Origin of the sequence: Micavibrio sp. TMED2, assembly GCA_002168225.1 — a bacterium.
GTDB lineage: Bacteria > Pseudomonadota > Alphaproteobacteria > TMED2 > TMED2 > TMED2.
Map to the genome: position 1 here is coordinate 400,321 of NHBH01000009.1, position 24,475 is coordinate 424,795.

The following is a 24,475-nucleotide window of genomic DNA, read 5'->3' on the forward strand; positions in this document are numbered from 1 at the left end:
TGCGCTCGATACAATGCAGCCCGATCAATCGGCTGTAGGACAATCGATAGAGCAACCCGGGGCGGATACGCCCGCCCTGGGCCTCTATAATGTGGAATGCGTGTTTCCGGCACGTGGCAATCCCGGCGGTACCTATACCGCCGTTGCCGACACGACGATTGAGATAGCCAAGGGCGAATTTGTATCGATCGTTGGCCCTACCGGTTGCGGCAAATCCACCCTGCTGAATGTGTCATCAGGGTTGCTGCAGCCAAGCAGCGGCAGCATCAATGTCTTTGGTGAGCCGCTGAAGGGCATCAACCGCGATGCCGGTTACATGTTCCAGGCCGAAAGCCTGATGCCATGGCGTACTGCACTGGAAAACGTCATGGTCGGCCTGGAATTTCACAAGGCGGACAAGAAGGAACGCCGTGAACTGGCGATCGAATGGCTGGCGCGGGTTGGCCTCGCCGGTTTTGAAGATCGCTATCCGCATCATCTATCCGGCGGCATGCGCAAGCGTGTGGCGCTGGCCCAGATGCTGATTATGAATCCCAAGATCATGCTGATGGATGAGCCGTTCAGCGCGCTCGATATCCAGACCCGTCAACTGATGGAAAACGAACTGCTGGATTTATGGCAGGCAGACCGCAAATCGGTGATGTTCATCACCCATGATCTCGAGGAAGCCATCGCGCTTTCGGATCGGGTCATTGTGCTCTCTGCCGGCCCTGGCACCCACCCTATCGGCGAATTTGTCATCGACCTGCCTCGTCCCAGAGATGTCGCTGACATTCGCCATCTTGATGCGTTCAATAAACTGCATGCCGATATCTGGGATGTAATGAAGGAAGAGGTCCTTAAAGGCTATGAACAACAGCGCAAGTAGACGGAGCATCTTGAGCCGGCTGTTGCCCGCTCGGCCTCAACTCATTGTTTATCATGTGATTATTCTGGTGGCTGTTTTCGCAGCCTGGAAGTCGATTACCCATTTCGATCTTATGTCTGAATTCTTTGTCGGTGATCCGGTCAAGGTGTTCGATCAGATCTACAAATGGTTCGCGACCGGGATGATCTTCAAGCATCTGTGGGTGACCTTGTTTGAGACGGCCTGCGCCTTTGTAGCCGGGTCGACACTGGGGCTGATGGCCGGTCTCTGGCTGGCGCTCAGCCCGATGGCCTCGACACTGGCCTCACCTTACCTCAAGGGCTTCAATGCCATGCCGCGGGTCATTCTGGCACCGATCTTCTCGGTCTGGTTCGGCCTCGGTGTGACTTCCAAGATCGCCCTCGGCATCACGCTGGTATTCTTCGTTGTGTTCTTCAACGTCTATCAGGGCGTGAAGGAAGTCAGCCCGGTCACGCTTGCCAATGCCAAGATGCTTGGCGCCAACAAGCGCCAGTTGCTCTGGACCGTCTATATCCCGTCGGCGACCAGTTGGGTTTTCTCCAGCCTGCATACCGCTGTCGGTATGGCCTTCGTCGGTGCGGTGATCGGTGAGTATATGGGATCGGCTGCCGGTGTCGGTTACCTGATCCTGCAGGCCGAGGGGCTGTTCAATATCAATGGCGTCTTTGCCGGTGTGATCCTGCTCACGTTCTTTGCCATTGCGCTGGATGCGCTGGTCAGCGTCGTCGAACGCCGCCTGCTGCACTGGCAGCCTCGTGAAGCCGAAACCGTAGGAATTGTTGCATGAGTGCGCATACTGAAAACCGTCAGGTCCTGTACGCAAAGCGCCCTGACGGTATGCCGGATGAGAGTTGCTTCCGCATCGAGGCGAGCCCGATCGGCTCGCTCGGTGACGGTGAGGTGCTGGTCCGCAATCATTATCTCTCACTCGATCCATATATCCGGATGCGTATGGAGGCAGAGGACTCCTATGCCCCGGTGATGAAGATCGGCGACATCATGGTTGGTCGTACGGTGGGAGAGATTGTCGACACCCGGGACCCTACCCTCCCGACGGGTACCTGGGTTGTCGGCCGTCTTGGCTGGCAGGATTACAGTATTGCCAAAAAAGCCGAACTGCAGATCGTACACCCGGACAAGGCCCCGTTGAGCGCCTATCTCGGTGCGCTCGGATCGACCGGTATCACGGCCTGGATTGGGCTGATGCATATTGCCGGGCTTCAGGATGGTGAGCGGGTGCTGATTTCCGCTGCCTCAGGCGCGGTGGGTTCAACTGCCGGGCAACTGGCGAAGTTCCATGGTTGCCATACGGTCGGGATTGCCGGTGGTGCGAAGAAATGCGGCATCGTACGGGACCGTTTCGGCCTCGATGACTGTCTCGATTACAAGGCCGATGACTTTGTAGAGCAGATGAACCGGGCCGGTGCCGATGGCTATGACATCTATTACGACAATGTCGGCGGCATGATCTTTGATACCGCCCTGCCGCTGATGCGGCTCAATGGTCGCATTCCGCTTTGTGGGCTGGTCTCGCAATATAACGAGACCGAACCATACGGCGTGAAGAACATGCGTGAGGTGTTCAACAAGCGCCTGACCATTCGCGGTTTTGTCATCTCCGATCACCGTGATCTGTTCGGCAAGGCGCAAGCCGACCTTGAAGCCGCCTATGCTGCGGGCAAGCTGGTCTATGAAGAGACCATCCATGACGGGCTGGAGAACTCTCCGGCCTCATTCATCGGCATGCTCAATGGCGGCAATGTGGGCAAGCAACTGATCCGTATTGTGACCGACTAGACAGTGAGCAACTGACGACATGACCATGCAGGCGTTACTCTTCATTGACGGACAATGGCGCGAGGGGCGCGGTACGGGTGAGACCATCAAGGTCATCAACCCGGCAACCGAGGCCGTTGTGGGGACGGTTACCCGGGCATCGGCAGGTGATCTCGATGATGCGCTGGCGGCTGCCGCACGCGGCTTTGCCATCTGGTCCGAAACACCGGCCCATAAGCGTACCGGGATTCTCCGGGATGCCTGCACACTGATGCGCGAGCGTGCCGATGAGATTGCCAAAATCCTGAGCCGGGAGCAGGGCAAGCCGGTTCCCGAAGCACGCGGTGAGATACTGACCAGCGTGGAGAATCTGGAATGGATGGCCGAAGAGGCAACCCGTGCCTATGGTCGCTTTCTGCCTGCGCGGGCCGATGGTGTCGGTCAGACGGTCCGGCGCTATCCGATTGGGCCGGTCGCGGCCTTTACCCCCTGGAACTTCCCGGCCCTGACACCGCTGCGCAAGATGGCCGGCAGTCTGGCCTCCGGTTGCTCGCTGATCCTGAAACCGGCCGAGGAAACACCGTTCACGGCGATTGAGCTGGTCAAGGCTTTCGCCGATGCCGGGTTGCCTGCCGGTGTGCTCAATCTGGTGCTCGGTGACCCGCCAATGATTTCCGAGCATCTGATTTCATCGCCGGTCATTCGCAAGGTGACGTTCACCGGCTCGACCCGCGTGGGCAAGATGCTGGCGGCCAAGGCGGCTGCCAATGCCAAACGCAGCACCATGGAGCTGGGCGGCCATGCGCCGGTCATCGTCTGTGATGATGTGGATGTGGAGGCGGCGGCAAAAATGGCTGTGTCTTTCAAATTCCGCAATGCCGGTCAGGTCTGTACCAGCCCGACAAGATTCTTTGTCCAGAGCGGTATCTATGAGCCGTTCATCGAGGCATTTGCCGCCGCCGCCGCAGATGTAAAGGTCGGGCCGGGCGATCAGGCGGATGTGGCGATGGGACCGCTCGCCAACAGTCGTCAGCTTGCCTCGATTGAGCAGTTTGTCGCTGATACGGCAGGGTCCGGTGCCCGGCTGGTAACCGGCGGTAACCGGATCGGCAATCAGGGCTATTTCTATCAACCGACGGTGTTTGCAGATGTGCCAGACGCTGCCCGGATCATGCAGGAAGAGCCGTTCGGTCCCGTGGTGCCGTTCCAGTCCTTCGATGATTTCGACGATGTGCTGACCCGGGCGAATAACACGCCATTTGGCCTCGCCGGTTATGTCATGACCCGGTCCTTGCTGCGCTCGGAAGAGCTGAGCGATGGCATTGAGGCCGGTATGGTTGTGGTCAATCACTTCTCGGTCTCGACCCCGTATTCACCCTTTGGCGGCGTCAAGGAAAGCGGCGACGGTCTGGAAGGCGGCATTGAGGGGCTTGAGGCCTATCTCGTCTCCAAAACCATAACCACCCGATACGCATAATGTGAGTTCAACCCTATGGTAATGATGGCTGCTGCAGTTTCCGAGGTGGAACCGGACTTGTCCGGCATCTCTGTGCTGCAATTCATGACCACGACCCATTTCGGGTTTGGTGCCAGTGCCCGCCTGCCGCAGTTGCTCGAACAGATCGGCAGCACGCGACCGCTTATCGTCTCCGATTACGGTGTCGAGCGGGCCGGGGTGCTGGAGCAGGCGCTGAATGCCGTCCCGTGTAGCGACAAGTTGCCCTCATGGCTTGATACGCCGCCAAACCCGACCGAAGAGGCCGCAAGACTGGGGGCAGAAACCTATAAACATGCCGGTTGCGATGGCGTGGTGGCCATCGGTGGCGGTGCCGCCCTCGATCTTGCCAAGGGTATTGCCATTATGGCGACCCATGACGGCACGCTATGGGATTTCTGTAACCGCCATGCCAAACCAAGGGCGATTATCAACCCGGCACCACTGATTGCCATGCCGACCACATCCGGTTCCGGCAGTGAGGTCGGCCGCTCGGCGGTGATTATCTTCAATAACGGGGTGAAGGCCGGTGTCGGCTGTGCCGGTATCGTCAAGGCGGCGATCTGCGATCCCGACCTGACCCTGCGCCTGCCACCCTCGGTGACGGCTGCAACCGGTATCGATGCGCTGTCCCATTGTGTCGAGACCTATTCCTCGCCAACCGTGAACCCGCCTGCCGATGCGATTGCCATCGACGGTTTGCGCCGGGCGCTGCATCACATTGAACGTGCCGTTACCCATGGCAGCAGCGACAAGCATGCCCGCTGGCACATGATGATGGCGTCATTGCAGGGTGCGGTTTGCTTCCAGAAGGGCATGGGGGCGGTGCATTCCCTGTCCCATCCGATCGGTGCACTCGGCTATCACCACGGCACATTGAACGGCATCTTCCTACCTGCGGTCCTCCGCTATAACCGCGATGCGCTTGGCGTGAAATACGACATCATGCGCTCCTGCCTGCCCACGGAACTGGCCGGTCAGGATTTCGCCGATGCAATCGAGGCCCTGCTGACCCGTATCGACTTGCCGACCCGCCTTGCCACGCTCGGCATCAAGCAGTCGGATCTGACCCGGATCCCGGAACAGGCCCTGCAGGACAATGCTCATAAAACCAATCCACGATCATTGACGGCGGCTGATTACAGCCACCTCATTGAACAGGTATTTGAGTAAGGGCGAGGGCAGGCAGTCATGAGTGCAGATAACGGCAAACAATCGGACGCAGGCACGGAGTTCCGTGACTGGTGGCAGACCGGTATCATCGATATGGAACCGGGCAAGATCAACCTGCGCGGCTATCCGGTACAAAGCCTGATTGGTGAGTTGAGCTTCGTTCAGATGATCTGGCTGATGGTGCGCGGCGAGGTACCCGATGAGAAACAGGCGGCCCTGCTTGAGGCAGCGCTTGTCGCCGCCGTCGACCACGGACCGCTGGCGCCCTCCATCGCCACGGCGCGGATGGCAATGACCTGCGGGATTGGTATCAACAGCGCGATGGCCTCGGCGATCAATGTGCTCGGCGATGTGCATGGCGGTGCCGGGCAGGGGGCGCTTGAGATTTACCTCGAAATCCTCGGCCATATGGATGCCGGGGAAAGCCTTGATGCTGCCGTTGATCGGGCGCTGGCACCGCGTCTGGCGGAGAAACAGATCATCCCCGGCTTTGGTCATCGCTTCCATCCTATCGACCCGCGGACACCGCGCCTGTTTGAACTCTGTGACAAGGCTGTGGCCGATGGTGTTATCGGCGGTCGGTTCGTTGCGATCGGCAAGGCGGTCGAGGCATGGCTTGAGAAAGCCAAAGGCCGCCACCTGCCGATGAATATCGACGGTGTGACGGCGGTGATTTACGGCGAGTTGGGCTTTGAGCCGGATATGGCACGCGGGCTGTTTATCCTGTCACGGTCGGTCGGCATTCTGGCGCATGCCTATGAACAGAAACAACAGGGTGGCCGGATCAAAGGCCCGGTCAACCCGAAGCTGTCCTACAAATACACAGGTCCCGGCGAGCGGGAACTCTGATCCTCTACTTCCCTGGGGGCAGGGGTGACTTGGCGGTTGCGGTAGTCCAGAATGGGCACCGCAACCGCACTTTTTCAGTCATCCGTTCAGTCTTCCAGATAGAGTTTCAACTGTTCAGCCGCCTGATGCAGGGCTGCTCTGGTTGCGGGTACACGGCTGAGGGCGTTGAGCAGACCGAAATCGTGGATCATGCCGTTGTACCGGGTTGCCGTGACGGTCACGCCAGCCGCATCAAGCTTGCGGGCATAGGCCTCACCTTCATCACGTAAGACATCCTTCTCTGCTGTAATCACCAGTGTTGGTGGCAGGCCCGCCAGTTGCGCGCGATCTGCCTGCAATGGCGAGGCGGTGATCTCGGCCCGTTCCGCAGGGTCGGTGGTATAGGCATCCCAGAACCACTTCATCATGTTGCGGGTCAGGAAGTGCCCATCGGCAAATTCCTTGTATGAAGCGCTGTCGAAATCGGCATTGGTGACCGGCCAGAACAGAATTTGTGCCTTCAGTTCCGGGCCACCCTCCAGCTTTGCCTTCAGGGCGGTGACGGCTGCCATATTGCCGCCGACACTGTTGCCGACCACGGCAAGCCGGGCACCATCGACACCGATCTCGGCACCATGTTCTGCAACCCATTTTGTTGCGGCATAGGCCTGGTTGATCGCAACCGGATAGCGTGCTTCCGGTGATGGATCATAGTTGACGAAGATTGCGGTATAGCCGGTATCGGCAACCAGATCGCGTACGAAGCGTTCATGGGTCGGGTAGTCGCCAAGTATCCAGCCGCCGCCATGGAAGAACATGAAGGCCGGGCGTCCGCTTTCGGCATTCTCGGGCCGTACAATGGTCAGGCTGATTTCCTCTCCATCGACCGTGATAATCTTTTCTGAAACATCGGCGGGGGCCAGCAGGTTGTCATCATCGGCTTGTGCACCGATCAGCACCTGCCGGGCTTCCTGTGGGGACAGGGTTTCCATTGCAGGACCACCGCCTGCCGCAAGTGCCTCCAGAAACGACTGGGTTGTATGCTCAATGCCGGGGCTGCCTGCCGTCAGGTCATTGGATGGTTTGCCAAAAGGGTGGGCCAGAATGGCGCTTGTACTGGTGATATTCCGATCTTCATTGCTCATTATCTTGTTCCTTCTTGTACATCGTGTGAATAAATATCGCGAGCGATATTTATAGGTAAAAAAAGGGAGGCCAAGCTACATCATGATGCTGACTTAAATAGACTGGCCCGTACCTCGTTCAACCTGTCCCGGAGGTCGGCGATTTCTGTCAGTGAACAGTCCATCGCTTCCCCGACACAGGCAGGGATATGTGATGCGGTTGCTTTCAGCTCCTGACCTTCCCCGGTCAGGGTGACAATCACCTGACGCTCATCCTCAATCGAGCGGGTGCGCTTGATCAAACCACGCGCTTCCAGTCGTTTGAGCAGGGGAGTCAGGGTCGTCGTCTCCAGAAACAAACGGTCACAGATTTCGGAGACATTCACGCCGTCCTTCTCCCACAGGACCAGCATGACCAGATACTGCGGATAGGTCAGATTCAGGTCCTTCAACAGACCGCGATAGACTTTATTCAGGCCCAGCTGGGTTGAATAAAGGGCGAAGCACAGTTGTGCATCGAGGGTCTGAAGTTTGCTGTCTGTGGTTTGGGTCATCGTTATGTCTCCACTCTCTGACCCCATATTTAAATAGCGCGCGATATAAAGTCAAGCGATATAATTCACCAAAATAAGCCGAATGGTTTCAGTGCATATCAGCGAATTGATTTCAAACGATAAATCGGCTGTAGCTGCCATAGCTGCCGGTAATGCGACCCTTGGGAAGGCTGAGCAGAATGATGGCAATTCCCGCGACTATGGTTGCGACCAGATGCAATCCGGTAATGCCATACACGAAGGGCACGATCAGCAGACCCGCGGCGAACAGGATGTTGAGGAACCTTACCGGACGGGCAACATCTGCCATTGCCGTCACGGCCACGGTCAGGACCATTGCCCCGATCAGATGCTCGGCATTGGCCATGTCTCCACTGCTGTCAAGTGTCAGCCGGGTAAACATCAGCCAGATACCCACCAGCATGGTCAGAGCAAGTGTCCATGGCAGACTGATGCCACCTGTCCAGGTATCCTTGATGATCGCCAGTGGTGTGGCGGTGAACTCGTTTTCCGGTGGCAGCTCATCCCGACCGTCATCGGTATCGCCGACAAACAGCGTGCGCAGCAGACTGTGTCCCTGGGTTTTACGCCGGATCAGGAACTGGGTAGTGGCAACAAGCTCATCAAGCGAATAGGGGATCTGCAACAGCATGGCCGATGCCGCAATCAGGCAGAGGGTGCACCAGGTATCCAGTATGATCGGCTGGATGATGATAAAGGTTATCGAGACCGCACCCAGTGGCACAATCATGATGCCAAAGATCAGTACCAGCCAGGGCATCGTGCGCCAGCGCTGGCGTGACCCGATGAAGCCGATCAGGATCTCCAGCATGTAGGTAACCGCTCCGAGCCCGGCATCGGGCACCGGCCATGCTTCCGATACGCTGGACGTGATGATTTCCTCGGTTCCGTTCTTCTCAGGGCTTGCCGGGCCGGTGAAAAACGGCTCCCAGACCGTATCGATATAGCCGAGCTGATAGGCTGCGAGATACCGCGAGACATGCAGGCCGATGAAGGCCAGCAGGATAATCGGCAGGCGTTGCAGCCAGTCTGATGGAGAAAAGTCCCAACCGGGTGGAATGGTCGGGCCGGTCTGGCTGGCAACGGCTGAAACACCCGGTGCCGGTCTTGTCAATACCGCCAGGCCGATCGCCAGCATGCCGCACAGGGTGCCACTGTGATAGGCAAGTGCCGATGGCGCCCAGAAAACCAGCGGTGCCATCAACAGCCAGCAGCCAATGATTGCCGATGCCCATCGGGCCCAGCCCATGCGCCATGACAGTGAGATAAAGCTGAAAATGATGAGTGCGATGCCGGATACAATGTCACTAACGGTCATCGCGGTGGTTTCATAACCCATGAGCAGCGGTGCGGTGATCAGCCAGCTGCCCACACCCATATTCAGGAAATGCGCCCAGAGATTCTGCTGATGTTGATGGCGATAGAGGCGCTCGTGGTTGCTGCGCACCGTTTCACCATCATCACCATGTTCTTCTGCATGCCGCAGCCATGGGGGTGGGGTAATGCCATTCGCCTGATACCAGCCATGGGCATCGTCCTTCAGGGTCGCGATCAACGACTCCAGATCATCATGGAGATTGTGTTTCGGTTCCCAGCCAAGCAGGTCGCGCGCCCGTGCTATGTCGAGAGCATAATGATCCTCGGCCATGTCGATCATGAACGGGCGGATAAAGGGCTTTTCGCCATCATCAATCGCATCGGGCACGACGGGTTCGGAGGCAACCTCAACCGCCGATCCCAGTTTGGCCAGCGGTTGGGGCAGGGAAATGGTCCGCCATTCCTTCTCGCCATGAATGAGATTGCCGATACGCTCCTGCAGCCGTTCATAGCTGACACCTTCCGGCTCGCCAATCAGGATGGTGGTTTGTTCGGGCAGCTCCTGTCGCCGGTCAACAACCCGCTGCATGGCATTGATCATATCCTCGCGATGCAGCATCGACTGGCCTGCAGAAAAGTCACCGGCATAGACATGGGATTTGAGTTCCCGTTCATAAATCCGCGCAATCTGGTTTGACAGGGTCGGAACGGCGGTTTTGTCATCATAAAGCCCGGCCAGATGCAGCAATGTATAGGGCATGTCGCCAGCCTCGTTCCGGATGACCTCCTCTGCTGCTGCCTTGGATTGCGGGTAGGCCCATTTCGGGGCTATCGGCTGCTCTTCGGTAATCAGTTCCCCTGGTTTGACGGGTTCATGCACAAGCATCGTGCCGGAATAGATGAACCGCTCAACTGTGTAGTGCTGCAGTGCCCGGACCAGATGCCGGGTGCCGTCGACATTGACCGCCTGATACATCGGATGGTCCTTGCCGGTGAAATCAAAATAGGCTGCCAGATGGATGACGGCGGCAAATGACGTGCCGAATTGCTCTGCAACTTTTGTCAGGGCCAGTTCAACTGATGCGGGATTGGTGATGTCCATTTCAAGGCAGGGGAAATCCGTGCCATCGCATTCTATGTCCAATCCGACAACATCATAGCGATCGGTCAGAGCATCGCACAGGGCGCGTCCAATGGAACCGGCAGCGCCGGTAATGAGGACAACGGGTTTACCGCCGGGACTGCTCATCGTTTGCCCGTCTTGATCAGAGGTTTCTGCCATTGCCAGCCGGATGTGTATTGCACAATCAGGTCGGTCATCATCCATCTGCCGATTGAATATGATTGAGGACGGTGGCGCATGCTTAGCTAACGCGACATACGCCATCACGTTCCGGCAGGTCATCCGGCAGGACGGGTAATTTTAATTGCAAATGAGTAGCAATATCATTTCGGCTGCGGTAAACAATCGGCGTTCGGATTACTCATATTCTGAAAACCATTTCTGAAAAATTCCTGCGGGAGAGATTGATGAAACAACAGATCATGGCGGGGCTGATCGGCCTTGCTGCCTCAGTCACCTTTGGCGCAACCGCCGTCGCAAACCCTGATTACCGTGGCGTGTCAGAGAACTATGCCAATATTGCCCACGCCATGTATGGCGATGCCCTGATCACCGCCAACAAGCTGAAAACGGCGGTTGATGCACTGGTTGCCGACCCGTCACCGGCCACGCTTGCCTATGCTCGCGGTTCATGGTTGGCGGCACGGGTGCCATACCAGCAGACCGAGGGCTACCGTTTCGGCAACGCCATGGTCGATGACTGGGAGGGCCGCGTGAATGCCTGGCCACTCGATGAAGGTCTGATCGATTATGTGGATAGCGACAGCTATGGCGCCGAGAGCGATACCAACCGCCTCTACACCGCCAATGTGATTGCCAACAAGTCCCTGCGTTTTGGCGGCGAGACCGTTGATGCGACGGAGATTACCCCGGCACTGCTGCAGGACAGCCTGCATGAGGCCGACAATATCGAGGCCAATGTCGCGACCGGTTACCATGCAATCGAGTTTCTGCTCTGGGGTCAGGATCTGAATGGTACCGAGGCCGGTGCCGGTAATCGTCCCTATACCGATTTCGACACTGCAAACTGCACCGGTGGTAATTGTGACCGCCGTATCGCCTATCTGCAGGCGGCAACCGATCTGCTGATTGCCGATCTTGAAGAGATGGTTGAGGCCTGGGATCAGAATGGTGCAGCCCGTCTCGCGGTGACGGAAGCCGATGGCCCGGATGCGCTGGCAACTATTATCACCGGGCTTGGCTCGCTGTCCTATGGCGAGCTGGCGGGTGAGCGGATGCAGCTCGGCCTGCTGCTCAACGATCCCGAGGAAGAGCACGACTGTTTTGCCGATAACACCCATAACAGCCATTACTACGATCAGGCCGGGATGCAGGCGATCTATACCGGTCGCTATACCCGGGTTGATGGCCGTCAGGTCTCCGGCCCGTCAGTGGCATCGGTTGTGGCGGAAGCCAACCCAGAGCTGAACCGCGATGTGCTGACCGCCCTGTCCAATACCCATGACAAGATGGATGTCATGAAGGCGGCTGCCGATGGCGGCATGGCATACGATCAGATGCTGGCCTCTGACAACCCTGTCGGCAATGCGATCGTACAGGATGTGATCGACGCTCTGACCGCACAGGCGAAGCAGTTCGAAGCAGTGGTTGCTGCCCTCGGCCTGAATGTCAGCGAGTTTGAAGGCTCGGACAGCCTCGACGATCCGAATGCTGTCTTCCAGTAAGCAGCCTTACCTATAGGTAAATGCGTGGTAACACGTGAAAAGCCCGGTGCGACACGCACCGGGCTTTCTTGTTAACAGACTGTTAAGATTTCCCACCCTATGAAGGGATTAACAACTTTCATGCATGATTGACGGCCAAGGCACTTTTGGTGAATTGTCTGCACAGGCAGAAGAAACAACAAGCCAAACTGCCGGTAGCTCGAATTGCTACCCAAGGGGGGACATAATGGGCGATACGCTCACAAGAGACAGTTTTCTGCGTAATCTGATCCTGAAGTTGGCCGAAAGCCTCGAGGATGTGGTCGGACCAGAGGATGCCGAGGGCTATGTCAGCATTGTCGGCGCGCAGATCGGCGAGGAAATCAACGCCCTCTACAAGTATGAAAAGGCAACCGAGCGTTTCGATCGGCAGCAGGTGGCCGAGGTTCTGGTTGACCTCAAGCGGCGGATCAATGGCGATTTCTTTATTGTCAATATTAACGAGGACGAGATCGTCCTCGGCAATCGCACCTGTCCCTTCGGGGCGTCGGTTGAGGGCAAACAGTCGCTTTGCATGATGACCTCAAATGTATTTGGCACGATTGCTTCCGAGCATCTGGGCTATGCGCGGGTGCATCTGCCTGAAACAATAGCTTCCGGTTGCAAGGAATGTCGGGTTGTAGTCTCTCTCAGGAAGGGTGAGGGGCCGGGCCGGGAATATTACAGGGTATCCGATGAGTAATGAGGCCGCTGTCCGGTCTTTCACACGGACAACAAAGGTTCTGCCGACACCGGCCTTGCTGGTCACGCTCGATACGGAAGTGATGGCCGTTAATGCTGCGGCATCAAAGCTCGGCTTTGATACCGGTAACATTCTGGCTGATGTCTTTGGCGAGAAGTTCCTGAAATTTGCCCAACTGGCTGCTCGGTCCAGTTCGCCCAGCTTCAGCCGCATAACGCTGGAGCATCTCGATACCAAGCATGATTTTCGGGTCTATGCTGGTGTTCTCGATATTGCCGAGGATAAGACCGGTCGCACCTATCTCATCCTGTATATGGATGAGGGTCGGGCTGATCCGAGAGAATTTGCCGCCCTTACCCAGAAAATGAACGAACTGCGGGGCGAGATCGGCAAGCGTCGGGCGGTCGAGGAACTGCTCTGGACCATGCTGGATACCGCCTTCGACGGTGTCGCCATGATCGACGGGCACGGCTTTATCGTTGAACACAACGACGCCTTTGCCGAGCTGTTTGGCCGGGAGTGGTTCGACGGCGAGCCGCTGGGCATCAGGAGCATTCTGCGCAGCGATCAGGGTAATTTCCTGCCGTCCCTGCCTGAAGGAACGCAGTCATCCGGCAATGTCAGGCGCATCGTCGATGTGACGGGCATCAAGTATTCGGGCGAACGCTTTCCGCTGGAGATACAGATCAGCCAGCGCACCCTGCACGGCCAACGGGTGTATGTCCTCGTGGTTCGTGACCAGACCGAACAGCGGATGCTGCAACAACAGATCGTCGAGGCACAGAAGCTGGAAGTTATCGGGCGTCTTGCCGGTGGCGTTGCCCATGATTTCAACAACCTGCTGACGGTTATTGCCGGCAATGCCGAACTGTTGTCGGAGAGCCTGCAGGCCCGGCCTGACCTCGCCGAATTCGCACAGGAGATCGGTATCGCTGCCGATCGCGGGGCCAAGCTTACCCAACGGTTGCTGGCCTTCAGCCGCAAGCAGCTCCTGCGACCGGTCAGGGTTGATATCAATGAACTGCTCGACAACCTCGTTGGTATCATCAATCGCCTGATCGGTGCTCATAACGAAATAGAAGTAATCAAGGCGGATGCCGCACAGCTGGTCGAAGTGGATGCGGCGCAGCTTGAACAGGCGATCCTGAATATCGCGATCAATGCCAAGGATGCCATGCCCAATGGCGGACGTATTGTCATCAAGACCGCATGTACCGAGCTGGATGACAATTACTCGGTTCGCAATGTCGATGTGCAGCCCGGCCCCTATGTCATGATTTCAATCACTGATACAGGTACCGGGATTGAGCCTGAGCATCTGAAACAGGTTTTTGAGCCGTTCTTCACCACCAAGGAAACCGGCAAGGGCACTGGTCTGGGCCTCAGTCAGGTTTTCGGCTTCGTCAAGCAGAGCCGGGGCCATGTGGCGGTCTATAGCGAGGTCGGGCTGGGTACCACGGTGACCATCTATCTGCCTGCGGTTGCAGGTAAGGCATCGGCTATGTCGGCGACGGAGCCTGTCGGTGTTGCCTGGCGACCCGGAGCGGCGCAAGAAGAGGCGGTGCCAACGGGCTTTACCGTCTTGCTGGTCGAGGATGACGAGAGCGTGCGGAGCTTCACCCGCTCAACGCTCAAGCGTATGGGGCTGACTGTGATTGATGTGGAGGATGTCGCTGCCGCTCTTGCTGTGCTGGCGGAAAATTCTTCCATCCAACTGGTGCTCTCCGATGTTGCCTTGCCCGGCGGCGCGACCGGATGGGACTTGTGGCGTGAGGTGCGAGCGACATATCCCGATATCCGTGTGGTGCTGGCGTCCGGCTACCCGATGGAGACCATGGCCGAGCGGGTGACGGAAGACGAATTGCCCGATTTCATCCAGAAACCGTATTCCCGGCGCGATCTGATCAAATATATCCGGCTGGATTAGGGCTGCGACAGTTGGTGTCACGGTTTGTCGCCCGCTCGCCCCTATGAACCCGGATTGGTTTCTGATAATCATTCTCAATAATATCTGAAGCCCGCAGGCCGCTCGCGCCGCCTGCCAACAACCGATACCGCATCCCAATGTTTTCGTGGCCAAGGCATATTTGTCGGAATGCGACGTCTGGCAATGTCCAACGTCGGGTATTTGCCGTCAGGTTTCTGTTGTCTCTGGCTGTTAGCGGCGGTCTTGCCGGGCTGGGCTATATGGCGAGTACACCGTCGCTGCAGGCCGCGACCAGCCGTTTCGTGCATCCGATTACCGAGCCGACCGATGATTTCAGCAAGGCCGAGCGCTATGAGGCTATGGCCGGTGGTGCCGGTACCTTTACCGGTACTGCCGAGCGCAATGCCTTCTCCCAACCCGCGGACAATGTAAGTTTTGGAGAGCGCGCCCGGTTCAATATCGGCAATGCGATCTTTCGCCGCCCATGGGTTTCGGCACCTTCGTCAACCAAGAGCGCCGATGGTCTGGGGCCATTGTTCAATGCCCGTGCCTGTCAGCACTGTCACCTGAAGGATGGTCGGGGGCATCCACCGGCGGCCAACTTTCCGGATGATGATGCGATTTCCATGCTGATGCGGATCAGCGTGCCACCGCGCAGTGATGCAGAACGCCAGCGCCTCGCCGATGGCACGATTGCCAGCATTCCCGATCCGGTCTATGGCGGGCAGGTTCAGGATCTGGCGGTACAGGGTCTGCAGCCGGAGGCCAAGATCCATACCATCTGGCACGAGGAAATGGTCACTCTTGGCGATGGCACAGCGGTCAGTCTGCGCCGCCCGGAGTACAGTCTCGATCATCTAGCCTATGGCCCCCATGATCCTGAGCTTATGATGTCGGTACGCATGGCGACGCCGATGATCGGGCTGGGGTTGCTCGAGGCAGTGCCGGATGAGACGATCCTCGCGCTGGCCGATCCCGATGACGCCGATGGGGATGGTATCTCTGGTCGCCCGAACCGTGTCTGGAGCAATGTCGAGCAGCGCTTCGGCCTTGGTCGTTTCGGCTGGAAGGCAACCCAGCTCAGCCTGATGGATCAGAATGCCGATGCCTTCAACGGCGATATCGGCATGTCATCCTTTGCCAGACACGCCGCCTATGGTGATTGCACCGAGGCGCAGGCCGATTGCCGGAATGCACCGCATGGAGACACGCTTGCGGATGACACGCCGGGACCGGAGATCACCGATGAACTGATGGAGCAGCTGCTGTTCTACACCCGCAGTCTGGCTGTGCCGGTGCGCCGGAATGTGCAGCACCCTGACGTACTGCGTGGCAAGAAGCTGTTCTATGAGGCTCGTTGCACCGGGTGCCACAACCCCAAATTCGTCACCCGTGACGATGCTGCCGAAGCGATCTTCAGCCACCAGTTGATTTGGCCCTATACCGACATGCTGCTCCATGACATGGGCGAGGGACTGTCGGATAATCGCCCGGTGGCGCAGGCATCGGGGCAGGAATGGCGAACACCGCCGCTATGGGGTATCGGCCTGACCGAGGCGGTCAGCGACCACACCTATTTCCTGCATGATGGCCGAGCGCGCAGCCTGACCGAAGCGATCCTCTGGCATGGTGGTGAGGCGCAAGGACCTCGCGATGCGTTTGCCGCCATGAATGCCGATGATCGTGCCGCCCTGCTTTTGTTCCTGAACTCACTCTGAGGCTCCAATGTTCCGCCCGCTTGCCCTGTTCTCTGCCATCGCTGTTATCGCAACCGGGTTTCCCGGATTGGCGGAGGCGACGTTCCGCGACGACATGGTCGCCGAACACATCATGCCGCTTGCCGAGGCGACAGCCGTGGAGGCCGCCGGTCTCGATGCGGTGGCCGGACAATATTGCGCTGGCGATACCGATATGGCGGCACTGCAGGAGCAGTTCTATGCAGTGCAGGACAAGCTGACCCGAATGCAGCTATTGGGGTTCGGGCCAGCGGAACTGTTCAATCGCAAGTTTCGGCTGAATTTCTGGCCAGATGACCGCAATGCGGTGAACCGGCAGTTACGCAGCCTGCGCAACAATGCCGACAAGATCGAGGCTGCTGATTTCGACATCACCAAACAGAGCGTGGCGGTGCAGGGACTGCCCGCGCTCGAACGCCTGCTGTTTGAGGATGGGCCAGCCTTACCGGGCACGACTGACTGCACGCTGACCATGGCGATCACCGCCAATATGGCTGGGATGGCCGAGGCCATTGCAGCGGATTGGCAACGTGTCGATATCATGCCGGAAACCGGTGAGGATGAATTCGAGCAGACCATCTTCAGCGCGGTCTATACCCAGTTTGAGTTGATCGCAGACCGAAAGATCAAGCGCATTCTCGGTGAAACACCGGCGGACGCCCGGCCAGAACAGGCCGAGGCCCGACGCAGCAAGGCATCCATGGGCAATGTGGTTGCCGGGCTGGACTACGTCAGCGAGATCATGCTCGAAGCACCATCGCCATGGTCTGAAAAGCTGGGTGCCATTGATGGCTGGGTGCCCTTTGTCAAAGGGCTGGAGCAGGTACGCGCCACCGCTAACCGGTATGCCACCCGCCCCATGGCTGATCTGGTGACGGATGAGGCGGCGCGACGTGATCTTGAGGAGATGGTCTCAGAGATCAAGGAATTGCGCCGCATCATGGCGCAGGACTTCGCCCCGGCCCTCGGCCTGACCATCGGTTTCAACAGTCTGGATGGGGATTGATACCATGTTTGATCGTCGCGCCTTTGCCTCTGCGCTTGTCGGCGGTGCTGCCGCGGGTCTGACACTGCCGATCAGTGTATCCCACGCAGCGGTCGGTACCCGCAATCCGGTACAACTGTTCAGTTCCACGACCAATGATATGGGCGAGGATGCGCTGACGGTTCTCGATGGCGGTGAGACCCGTAAGATTGCCGGATTGCCAGCCCGTGGCCATGCGGTCTCGTTCCACCCGAGCAAGCCGCTTGGCATCATCATGGCGCGCCGCCCGGACCGGTTTGCGGTGGTGTTCGATCCGGTTCGACTGACGGAGTTGCACCGCTTCGAGCCACCGGAAGACCGGCATTTTTATGGTCATGCGATTTTCCATCCCGATGGTCGGCATCTGCTGACTACCGAGAATGATTTCGACAATGCGCGCGGGGTTATCGGCATCTATGACATCGAGGACGGCTATCGTCGTCTCGGTGAATGGGACAGCGGTGCAATCGGCCCGCATGAACTGGTGCTCAACGCAGATGGCGGTTCGGTGCTGATTGCCAATGGCGGTATCCAGACCCACCCGGATACCGGGCGGGTCAAACTCAATCTCGACACCATGCAATCCTCAATGGATCTGCTCGACCTGAAGAGCGGTGGCTTGCGTCGTCAGATACGCCTTGAAGACCCGGCCTTCCAGCAGTTGAGCCTGCGCCATCTGGCGACCAATGGTGACGGGGTAGCGGCGATTGGCGGGCAATGGCAGGGCAGCGACAGCGTTGTACTGCCCCTGATCGCGATTGTCGGCAGCGATGGCAGGCAGAGCCTGCTGACCGCACCCGATGAGGTGCAGACCAGTCTCGATAACTATTGCGGCAGTGTTGCCTTCGACAGCAGCGGCAAGGTGGTGGCGGTGACCCACCCGCGCGGCAATGTCGCGACCTTCTGGAGCGTTGAGGGCACGCCGCGCTATCTCAACAGCCTGACCATGACTGATGTTTGCGGCGTGACCGCAGCGGCCAAGCCCGGCACCTTCTATCTAAGCTCCGGCAATGGCGCGGTCGTGCATGCCAATGCGGTCAGCGGCAAGCAGATCTCATCCCTCAAGCAACCGACCAGCAGCATCAGCTGGGATAACCATCTCGCCATGCCGCGTGGCTAGGATCAGCGCAGGCGGGCGGCGGCGAGTTCAGGCAGCCAGGTGACAATGTCCGGGAAGATCGCGAACAGGATCAGGATCAGCACCTGAATCAGGAAGAACGGGATCACGCCCTTATAGACCTTCTCGATGCCGATTTCCGGTGGCAGCACCCCTTTCAGGTAGAACAGGGTGTAGCCGAATGGCGGGGTGATATAGGCCATCTGTGCCGTAATCATGAACAGCACGCCAAACCAGAGCGGATCAAAGCCCATGGTCTTCACGATCGGCAGGAAGACGGGCACGCAGAGCAGGATAATGCCGATCTCGTCCAGAAACAGGCCGAGGAAGATCAGCACGCCCAGCATGGCACAGAGTACGATCCAGCGTGATGCCTCCATATCCTCGACGAAGTTGAGCACGGAATCAGCACCGCCGCTGGCAACGAAGACCGAGATAAAGGCACGGGCGCCAATGGTGATCCACAGGATCATGGCGGTCACGCGCAGCGTGTCGGTTGCTGCATCGTTGAGTATCTTGATCTTGAAGCGTCCGCTTACTGCTGCAGAAATCAAAGCACCGAATACGCCAACAGCGGCAGCCTCGGTCGGGGTGGCGAAGCCCATATAGATCGAGCCCAGTACACTGAAGATTACCAGTGTTGGCAGGATCAGGGTTTTGAGTGACAGCAGTTTATCCCGCCAGGTTACGTCGTCCACATTCTCCGGTGCTGGCGCCAGTGATGGATTGAGTCGCGCCCGGATCAGGATGTAGAGGCAATAAGCGGTCGCCAGAATGATGCCGGGCACAATGCCGGCGATGAACATTTGCCCGATCGAGATTTGTGCCGTGATCGCATAGACGATGGTCACGACCGAGGGCGGGATAAGGATGCCCAGCGTGCCCCCGGCACAGATCGCACCAAGTGCCAGCGGCTCGTCATAGCGGCGTGCCAGCATCGAGGGCAGGGCGAGGATACCCATGGCGGCGACGGCGGCACCGACAATGCCGGTCATGGCTGCCATGATGGTGCAGATGATAATCGTGCCAACGGCGAGGCCACCGACCAGATTGCCGAACCACTTCTCCATAGCGTTGTAGAGGTCGTCGATGATCTGCGATTTCTGCAGAATCGTCGCCATCAGCACATAGAGCGGAATGGCCATCAGCGCTTCCGAGGTCATGGTCTCGAAGGTATTGAGAACCGCAACGATCAGCGCCTGCGGGCCGAGGGTAAAGATGGTCGCCAGAAATGCGATGGCACCGAGCACGAAGGCAAGGCCGGTACCGGTCAGCATCAGCAGGATCAGCGAGGCAAACATCAGGATCAGGGTCAGTGAGGATTCCATTATGCGGTGCCTGCCTGAATAGTGGTGTTACCAATCTCCGGTTCCGGCTCGGCGATTGCCGGTGCCTCTTCGGTTACCGTCGGTTTGTCAGGCGGGTTTCTGAAATTGCCGATGGCCAGAATGATTTCGGCGAGTGCCTGCAGGCCAATCAGGGCCGTTGCCAGCGGCAGGAACGCCTTGGTCGGCCAGATGATCGGGTTCCAGCCGGAATAGCTTGTCTCGTTGTATTCATAGGATTGCAGGACCGGATCGATGCTGTAGCGCACCAGAATGATCCCGAAGGCGAGCACCAGCAGCATGCCGACAATGTCGAGCACCAGTTTCAGCCAGCCGGTGGCGCGGGATGAGACGATATCAACTGCAACGTGACCGCCGAGATGCAGCAGATAGGGGCCGCCAAGCAGGAAGAATGGACCGAAGATCAGGGTCGCCAGCTCCGGGGCCCATGAGGTCGGATGCTCAAAACTGTAGCGGGCAATCACCTCATACAGCATCAGCCCCGCGATCACGTATACCGCCCATTTGGTAAGCTGGAACAGGAACCGGTTGGTGGCGGTGATTGCCTTCGCTGCGAATAACATAGGTAGCCTTGATACATAAAAAGGCCGGTCAGTCACTGTCATGTCCGAGGACTGACAGCAACTGACCGGGAGTCAGGGAGTTAAACTACTAATGTCCTAGAGCAGGCGCATTTCCTTCATCAGTGCCATCTGGGATTCCATGGCACGTGTGGCTAGGGCGTCGCCTTTAGTCGCTTTTTTCCATGATTCAATCGCCTTGACGCGGTTCTCCCGAACGTCTTCCGGATCAAGGTGAATGATCTCGACGCCTGCTTCCTCGTATTTGGCGAGGTATTCGGCGTTGTCGACGATGATGTTCTGACGCAGGGCGCCTGACACTTCACGGGCGGCAACTTCGAGAGCGGCACGGAACTGGTCGCTCAACTGGTTATAGGCACCGGTATTGGCGACGTAGCAGGTAGCTGTGCTTGGCTGATGCACGCCCGGCAGAACAAGATATTTTGCCACTTCATGCAGGCCTTCCTCGTAATTGGCCTTGATATCACCGCGATCGGCGAAATCGATCAGGCCTTTGTCGAGAGCGGAATAGACCTCAGAGGTCGGCAGAGGCGACACCGAGACACCGAAATCTGCCATGACGGCAGCAGCGAGACCGACGAAGCGGCCCTTGAGGCCATTCATATCGGCAATCTTGCGGATCGCGACCTTGGAGTGGATCGGCTCTTCGCCATAGACGGTTGGCGCAACATAGGTCAGACCGGCGCTGGCATAGGATTCCTTGGCGATATCCATACCGTCGCGCTCATAGAACCATGCCTCATACTGGTCAGCCTCGGGGAAACCGAACGGCACGGTCGAGGTGAAGCCGTGAACCGGAATTTTACCGGCGGTGTAACCATCAAAGGTTTTCATCATCTGGAACGCGCCACCGCGAACGGCATCGAATGCCTGTGCGGATGGAACGATCTGGCCGCCAGCGAAGGGGCGGATATTGAATTTGCCGTCGGTCAGTTGGGAGACGCGGGCACAGAATTTCTCTTCGTAGATCTGTGGCGTGGTGCCGCCGCCCCACAGGGCCTGCATGCGCCATTCAACGGGTGCCTGCGCGCGGGCCTCAAGGCTGGTGGCGGCAACGATGGCGGGTGCGGCAACGCCTGCGGCGGCTGCACGGCTAACGAATTTTCTGCGACTCTCTTGGGTCATTATTATTGGTCTCCCTTGGGGTTTTAGTAAGTTTTGTCAGCGTTTTGATGGCTGAGCGGTGGTTAAAGCGTTGCCAGAACCTCCTTGGCCTTATCAACGCTTACTTCTCCGGCCGCGGCGATTGCCTTGGCAACGGTCTCTACCTGCTCACCCTTGGCTCCGGCAAGGATGGCGATGTTTCTGGCGTGAAGGGCCATATGGCCTTTCTGGATGCCTTCGGTGGCGAGCGCACGCAGTGCTGCCATATTCTGGGCGAGGCCGACAGCGACGGTAACTTCGGCCAGTTCCTGTGCGGTTTCCACACCCATCATCTTGATTGCGGCTTGGGCTGCTGGATGGGTCTTGGTGGCACCGCCGACGAGACCGAGGGCCATGGGCATTTCGATGCTGCCGACGAGGTTGCCGTCAGCGCTCAGTTCCCAGTTGGTCAGGGAAGTGTACTGGCCATTACGGGCGGCCCAGGTATGGGCACCGGCCTCGATCGCACGCCAGTCATTCCCGGTGGCAACCACGACCGGATCAATGCCGTTCATGATGCCTTTGTTATGCGTCGCCGCCCGGTACGGGTCAATTATGGCAAGGGCGCAGCCCTCGACAATTCCCTGCGCTACATCCTTACCTTCAAGGGACGAGGTTGTAAGGGCTTCAGGCGTCAGGGTGACACTCGCACGGGCTAGGCGACGATCGGCGAGATTGGACAGGATACGCAAACGGACACGGCCGCCGGCTATTTCAGCCACGCGTGGTGCTATCATCTCGGCCATTGAATTGACGGTATTAGCACCCATGGCATCCTTCACATTCACCAGAATGTGCAGCACGACCATCGGGCCAACGGGTGAGGTCTCGTAGACAAAGACCTCGATATCTTTACAGCCACCGCCAAGGCCGATCAGGACCTTGTCACGGGAATTGGCGGTGGTGATGAGTTCTTCAGCAGCACCGAGCAGACGGTGCTTGGCGCCATGCGGGTCCTGTACATCCAGTATCTGGATCTGGGCACGCATGATCGGTTCAGAGCTTGAAGTCTTGAAGCCGCCGCAGTCGCGGGCAATCTTGGCCATGTAGGAGGCGGCGGCAACCACAGAGGGCTCCTCGACCACCATTGGGATCAGGTAATCCTTGCCATTGATGGTGAAGTTGGTGGCCACACCGACCGGCAGCTCGAATTTGCCAACCACATTCTCGATCATGCCATTGGCGATCGACATCGGCAGGGTATCTGGGCCAGCGAGCGCGCGGCGCGCAACATCATCAAGACCGGCAGCGGACGCGGCAGCGTTCATGCGGTCTGCAGGCTCAAGATTGCGGAAATTTTCAATACGGGAATTGACCGACGCATCGGTATGCGCAGCACTGCCAGACATGTTTCCTCCAAAGGATGACGATTTCGCCAACTCATTTTCATTATTTTCTAGTCATAAAACTTTCTCACTTACAGGTACGGTTTGTGTTGAATTGTCCAAACTGTACCCATAGTGTTCCCGGTACGTTGGTGGTGTCAGCAGACTGGCCAGTCACGGTTAAGGCGTAAGGCATAGTGAACAAGACAGAGCGGGTGGTTACCCAGATACAACGGCAGATCGAGAACGGCGCCCTGGCACCGGGTGCGCGGCTGTTGTCGATCCGTCGGGCATCCCAGCATTTCGATGTGTCGAAGAACACGATCGTTGAGGCCTATGACCGTCTGGTCGCCATGGGGCTGATTGGCGCGCGGGCCGGCTCGGGCTTTGCCGTGGTCGATCAGCGCTCGTTCTCGGCAACCGATCTGGCACCGCCCAAACACCTGCTGGAAGCGGTCGACAGCATCTCACTGCTGCGGGCACAACTGCATCAGACCCATGATGTGCGGGTCGGGGACGGTCGCCCCCCGGCATCATGGATGGATGGCATCATGCCTCGGCGCATGGTCGATATCGGTGGCGAGGTCGAGGGCGGCGACAGCTCCGGTTACGGCTCGCCCCATGGCTATGGCCCGTTGCGGGAACTGATCGCCTCCCGGCATCAGGCACAGGGTATCCGCCTGATGCCGCAACAGATCGTTACCACCTTTGGTGCCAATCACGCGCTGGACCTGATTATCCGGCGGTTTCTGGGTGCGGGCGATGTGGTGCTGGTCGATGACCCCGGTTACTACCCGCTGATCGCCAAGCTGAAGTTGGCGCAGGTCCGGTTTGTCGGCGTCAGACGCAATCCGAATGGCCCGGACCTCGACGATCTGCGAGCCAAGGCGGAGCGAGAACGCCCGGCCCTGTTCTTCACCCAGTCGCTGGGGCAGAACCCGACTGGTGGATCACTGGAGCTGCCGGTTGCCCATGGTATCCTGCAGATTGCCAGCGAGTTCGGGTTTCAGGTGGTCGATGATGACCCCTTTGTTGATCTGCATGGCATTCCGGGTGTGCGGCTCGCGGCGCTTGATGAATTCAGGAGCGTTATCTTTACCGGTACGTACTCCAAGACCATGTCCGCCAGTTTCCGGGTCGGCTATATCGCGGCGGCGGCATCGACCGCAGCGGAGCTGGCGGAGTTGAAGATGATTACCACGGTCAACAGTGGCCGGTTCTCCGAATTGCTGGTCACCAAAATCATTCATAGCGGCCGGTTCCACAAACATATGGTCCGGGTGTCCAAGCGTCTCGCCGATGCCGCCGAGGATTTCCGCAACAGCATCAAACCGCTGGGGCTGACGCTCTATAGTGAACAGCAGGCGGGCTACTATGCCTATCTCATGCTGCCCGAGGGCATGTCCGATCTCGATCTGGCCCAGAAGGCATCGAAGCAGAGCATTTTCATCTCGCCCGGTACCTTCTTTACCGTCGACCCGGACAACCTCATCCCCGGCATGCGGATCAATGTGGCGCGCGCCAATGACAGCCGGTTTATCCGGTTCCTGCGCGATGTGGTTGCCTGATC

20 protein-coding genes are annotated in these 24,475 nt (G+C 58.2%); 13 read left to right on the top strand and 7 right to left on the bottom strand.

Features of this window, described 5'->3' with window-relative positions; translation table 11 throughout:
* Positions 1-13: 13 nt before the first annotated feature.
* The 6 genes from CBB62_13610 (at position 14) to CBB62_13635 (ending at position 6,182) form a co-directional block, all read left to right on the top strand.
* A complete protein-coding gene (locus CBB62_13610; protein OUT39826.1) occupies positions 14-868 on the top strand; it encodes a mannosyltransferase in 855 nt (284 codons plus the stop codon).
* On the top strand, positions 849-1,676 hold the full coding sequence (locus CBB62_13615) for an ABC transporter permease (protein ID OUT39412.1): 828 nt from the start codon (positions 849-851) through the stop codon (positions 1,674-1,676). Before CBB62_13610 ends, CBB62_13615 begins: the two co-directional genes overlap by 20 nt.
* Entirely contained in the window at positions 1,673-2,686 is a 1,014-nt protein-coding gene (locus CBB62_13620; GenBank protein ID OUT39413.1) for a hypothetical protein, read from the top strand. Before CBB62_13615 ends, CBB62_13620 begins: the two co-directional genes overlap by 4 nt.
* Before the next feature lie 19 nt (positions 2,687-2,705).
* A complete protein-coding gene (locus CBB62_13625) occupies positions 2,706-4,142 on the top strand; it encodes an NAD-dependent succinate-semialdehyde dehydrogenase (protein ID OUT39414.1) in 1,437 nt (478 codons plus the stop codon).
* A gap of 66 nt (positions 4,143-4,208) precedes the next feature.
* Positions 4,209-5,333 (top strand): hypothetical protein, encoded by a 1,125-nt coding sequence (locus tag CBB62_13630; protein ID OUT39827.1) that lies wholly within the window; start codon positions 4,209-4,211, stop codon positions 5,331-5,333.
* Between the two features lie 18 nt (positions 5,334-5,351).
* On the top strand, positions 5,352-6,182 hold the full coding sequence (locus CBB62_13635; GenBank protein ID OUT39415.1) for a citryl-CoA lyase: 831 nt from the start codon (positions 5,352-5,354) through the stop codon (positions 6,180-6,182).
* A gap of 86 nt (positions 6,183-6,268) precedes the next feature.
* On the opposite strand, the gene CBB62_13640 is transcribed toward CBB62_13635, so the two are convergent.
* The 3 genes from CBB62_13640 to CBB62_13650 form a co-directional block, all read right to left on the bottom strand.
* On the bottom strand, positions 6,269-7,306 hold the full coding sequence (locus tag CBB62_13640) for an alpha/beta hydrolase (protein ID OUT39416.1): 1,038 nt from the start codon (positions 7,304-7,306) through the stop codon (positions 6,269-6,271).
* Between the two features lie 80 nt (positions 7,307-7,386).
* A complete protein-coding gene (locus CBB62_13645) occupies positions 7,387-7,866 on the bottom strand; it encodes a MarR family transcriptional regulator (protein ID OUT39417.1) in 480 nt (159 codons plus the stop codon).
* Positions 7,867-7,951: 85 nt separating this feature from the next.
* A complete protein-coding gene (locus CBB62_13650) occupies positions 7,952-10,459 on the bottom strand; it encodes a DNA polymerase III subunit epsilon (GenBank protein ID OUT39418.1) in 2,508 nt (835 codons plus the stop codon).
* 248 nt (positions 10,460-10,707) lie between these two features.
* On the opposite strand from CBB62_13650, the gene CBB62_13655 reads away from it, so the two are divergent.
* The 6 genes from CBB62_13655 to CBB62_13680 all read left to right on the top strand — a co-directional run bounded on the left by CBB62_13655 (position 10,708) and on the right by CBB62_13680 (position 18,513).
* Complete coding sequence (locus CBB62_13655; GenBank protein ID OUT39419.1) at positions 10,708-11,985, top strand: peptidase; 1,278 nt, start codon at positions 10,708-10,710, stop codon at positions 11,983-11,985.
* A 226-nt stretch (positions 11,986-12,211) separates the two neighbouring features.
* Positions 12,212-12,706, top strand: coding sequence for a transcriptional regulator (locus CBB62_13660; GenBank protein ID OUT39420.1), 495 nt, complete (start codon positions 12,212-12,214; stop codon positions 12,704-12,706).
* Entirely contained in the window at positions 12,699-14,633 is a 1,935-nt protein-coding gene (locus CBB62_13665; protein ID OUT39421.1) for a hypothetical protein, read from the top strand. The genes CBB62_13660 and CBB62_13665 overlap by 8 nt, the downstream gene beginning before the upstream one ends.
* Positions 14,634-14,770: 137 nt before the next feature.
* Positions 14,771-16,351, top strand: coding sequence for a thiol oxidoreductase (locus CBB62_13670; protein ID OUT39422.1), 1,581 nt, complete (start codon positions 14,771-14,773; stop codon positions 16,349-16,351).
* A gap of 7 nt (positions 16,352-16,358) precedes the next feature.
* Entirely contained in the window at positions 16,359-17,375 is a 1,017-nt protein-coding gene (locus CBB62_13675; protein OUT39423.1) for a hypothetical protein, read from the top strand.
* The gene (locus CBB62_13680) at positions 17,365-18,513 is read left to right on the top strand and encodes a hypothetical protein (GenBank protein OUT39424.1); all 1,149 of its coding nucleotides are present in this window, start codon (positions 17,365-17,367) and stop codon (positions 18,511-18,513) included. Before CBB62_13675 ends, CBB62_13680 begins: the two co-directional genes overlap by 11 nt.
* A gap of 2 nt (positions 18,514-18,515) precedes the next feature.
* On the opposite strand, the gene CBB62_13685 is transcribed toward CBB62_13680, so the two are convergent.
* The 4 genes from CBB62_13685 to CBB62_13700 all read right to left on the bottom strand — a co-directional run bounded on the left by CBB62_13685 (position 18,516) and on the right by CBB62_13700 (position 22,929).
* Positions 18,516-19,838, bottom strand: coding sequence for a TRAP transporter permease DctM/Q (locus tag CBB62_13685; protein ID OUT39425.1), 1,323 nt, complete (start codon positions 19,836-19,838; stop codon positions 18,516-18,518).
* Positions 19,838-20,419 carry a TRAP transporter permease DctQ gene (locus CBB62_13690; protein ID OUT39426.1) on the bottom strand — a complete coding sequence of 194 codons (582 nt, stop codon included), beginning with the start codon at positions 20,417-20,419 and terminating at the stop codon, positions 19,838-19,840. The genes CBB62_13685 and CBB62_13690 overlap by 1 nt, the downstream gene beginning before the upstream one ends.
* 96 nt (positions 20,420-20,515) lie before the next feature.
* Positions 20,516-21,562 carry a C4-dicarboxylate ABC transporter substrate-binding protein gene (locus CBB62_13695; protein OUT39427.1) on the bottom strand — a complete coding sequence of 349 codons (1,047 nt, stop codon included), beginning with the start codon at positions 21,560-21,562 and terminating at the stop codon, positions 20,516-20,518.
* Between the two features lie 62 nt (positions 21,563-21,624).
* Complete coding sequence (locus CBB62_13700) at positions 21,625-22,929, bottom strand: hydroxymethylglutaryl-CoA reductase, degradative (GenBank protein ID OUT39428.1); 1,305 nt, start codon at positions 22,927-22,929, stop codon at positions 21,625-21,627.
* A 173-nt stretch (positions 22,930-23,102) separates the two neighbouring features.
* Between CBB62_13700 and CBB62_13705 the strand changes: the two genes are divergently transcribed.
* The gene (locus CBB62_13705; GenBank protein OUT39429.1) at positions 23,103-24,473 is read left to right on the top strand and encodes a hypothetical protein; all 1,371 of its coding nucleotides are present in this window, start codon (positions 23,103-23,105) and stop codon (positions 24,471-24,473) included.
* The last annotated feature ends 2 nt before the right edge of the window (positions 24,474-24,475 follow it).

Bases quoted from the DNA above. Each gene is read 5' to 3' on its own strand.
- CBB62_13685 (OUT39425.1), bottom strand. From the start codon at position 19,838: ATGGAATCCTCACTGACCCTGATCCTGATGTTTGCCTCGCTGATCCTG.
- CBB62_13670 (OUT39422.1), top strand. From the start codon at position 14,771: ATGTTTTCGTGGCCAAGGCATATTTGTCGGAATGCGACGTCTGGCAAT.
- CBB62_13620 (OUT39413.1), top strand. From the start codon at position 1,673: ATGAGTGCGCATACTGAAAACCGTCAGGTCCTGTACGCAAAGCGCCCT.
- CBB62_13640 (OUT39416.1), bottom strand. From the start codon at position 7,306: ATGAGCAATGAAGATCGGAATATCACCAGTACAAGCGCCATTCTGGCC.
- CBB62_13645 (OUT39417.1), bottom strand. From the start codon at position 7,866: ATGGGGTCAGAGAGTGGAGACATAACGATGACCCAAACCACAGACAGC.
- CBB62_13665 (OUT39421.1), top strand. From the start codon at position 12,699: ATGAGTAATGAGGCCGCTGTCCGGTCTTTCACACGGACAACAAAGGTT.
- CBB62_13655 (OUT39419.1), top strand. From the start codon at position 10,708: ATGAAACAACAGATCATGGCGGGGCTGATCGGCCTTGCTGCCTCAGTC.
- CBB62_13625 (OUT39414.1), top strand. From the start codon at position 2,706: ATGACCATGCAGGCGTTACTCTTCATTGACGGACAATGGCGCGAGGGG.
- CBB62_13635 (OUT39415.1), top strand. From the start codon at position 5,352: ATGAGTGCAGATAACGGCAAACAATCGGACGCAGGCACGGAGTTCCGT.
- CBB62_13660 (OUT39420.1), top strand. From the start codon at position 12,212: ATGGGCGATACGCTCACAAGAGACAGTTTTCTGCGTAATCTGATCCTG.
- CBB62_13675 (OUT39423.1), top strand. From the start codon at position 16,359: ATGTTCCGCCCGCTTGCCCTGTTCTCTGCCATCGCTGTTATCGCAACC.
- CBB62_13695 (OUT39427.1), bottom strand. From the start codon at position 21,562: ATGACCCAAGAGAGTCGCAGAAAATTCGTTAGCCGTGCAGCCGCCGCA.
- CBB62_13610 (OUT39826.1), top strand. From the start codon at position 14: ATGCAGCCCGATCAATCGGCTGTAGGACAATCGATAGAGCAACCCGGG.
- CBB62_13690 (OUT39426.1), bottom strand. From the start codon at position 20,419: ATGTTATTCGCAGCGAAGGCAATCACCGCCACCAACCGGTTCCTGTTC.
- CBB62_13680 (OUT39424.1), top strand. From the start codon at position 17,365: ATGGGGATTGATACCATGTTTGATCGTCGCGCCTTTGCCTCTGCGCTT.
- CBB62_13650 (OUT39418.1), bottom strand. From the start codon at position 10,459: ATGGCAGAAACCTCTGATCAAGACGGGCAAACGATGAGCAGTCCCGGC.
- CBB62_13615 (OUT39412.1), top strand. From the start codon at position 849: ATGAACAACAGCGCAAGTAGACGGAGCATCTTGAGCCGGCTGTTGCCC.
- CBB62_13700 (OUT39428.1), bottom strand. From the start codon at position 22,929: ATGTCTGGCAGTGCTGCGCATACCGATGCGTCGGTCAATTCCCGTATT.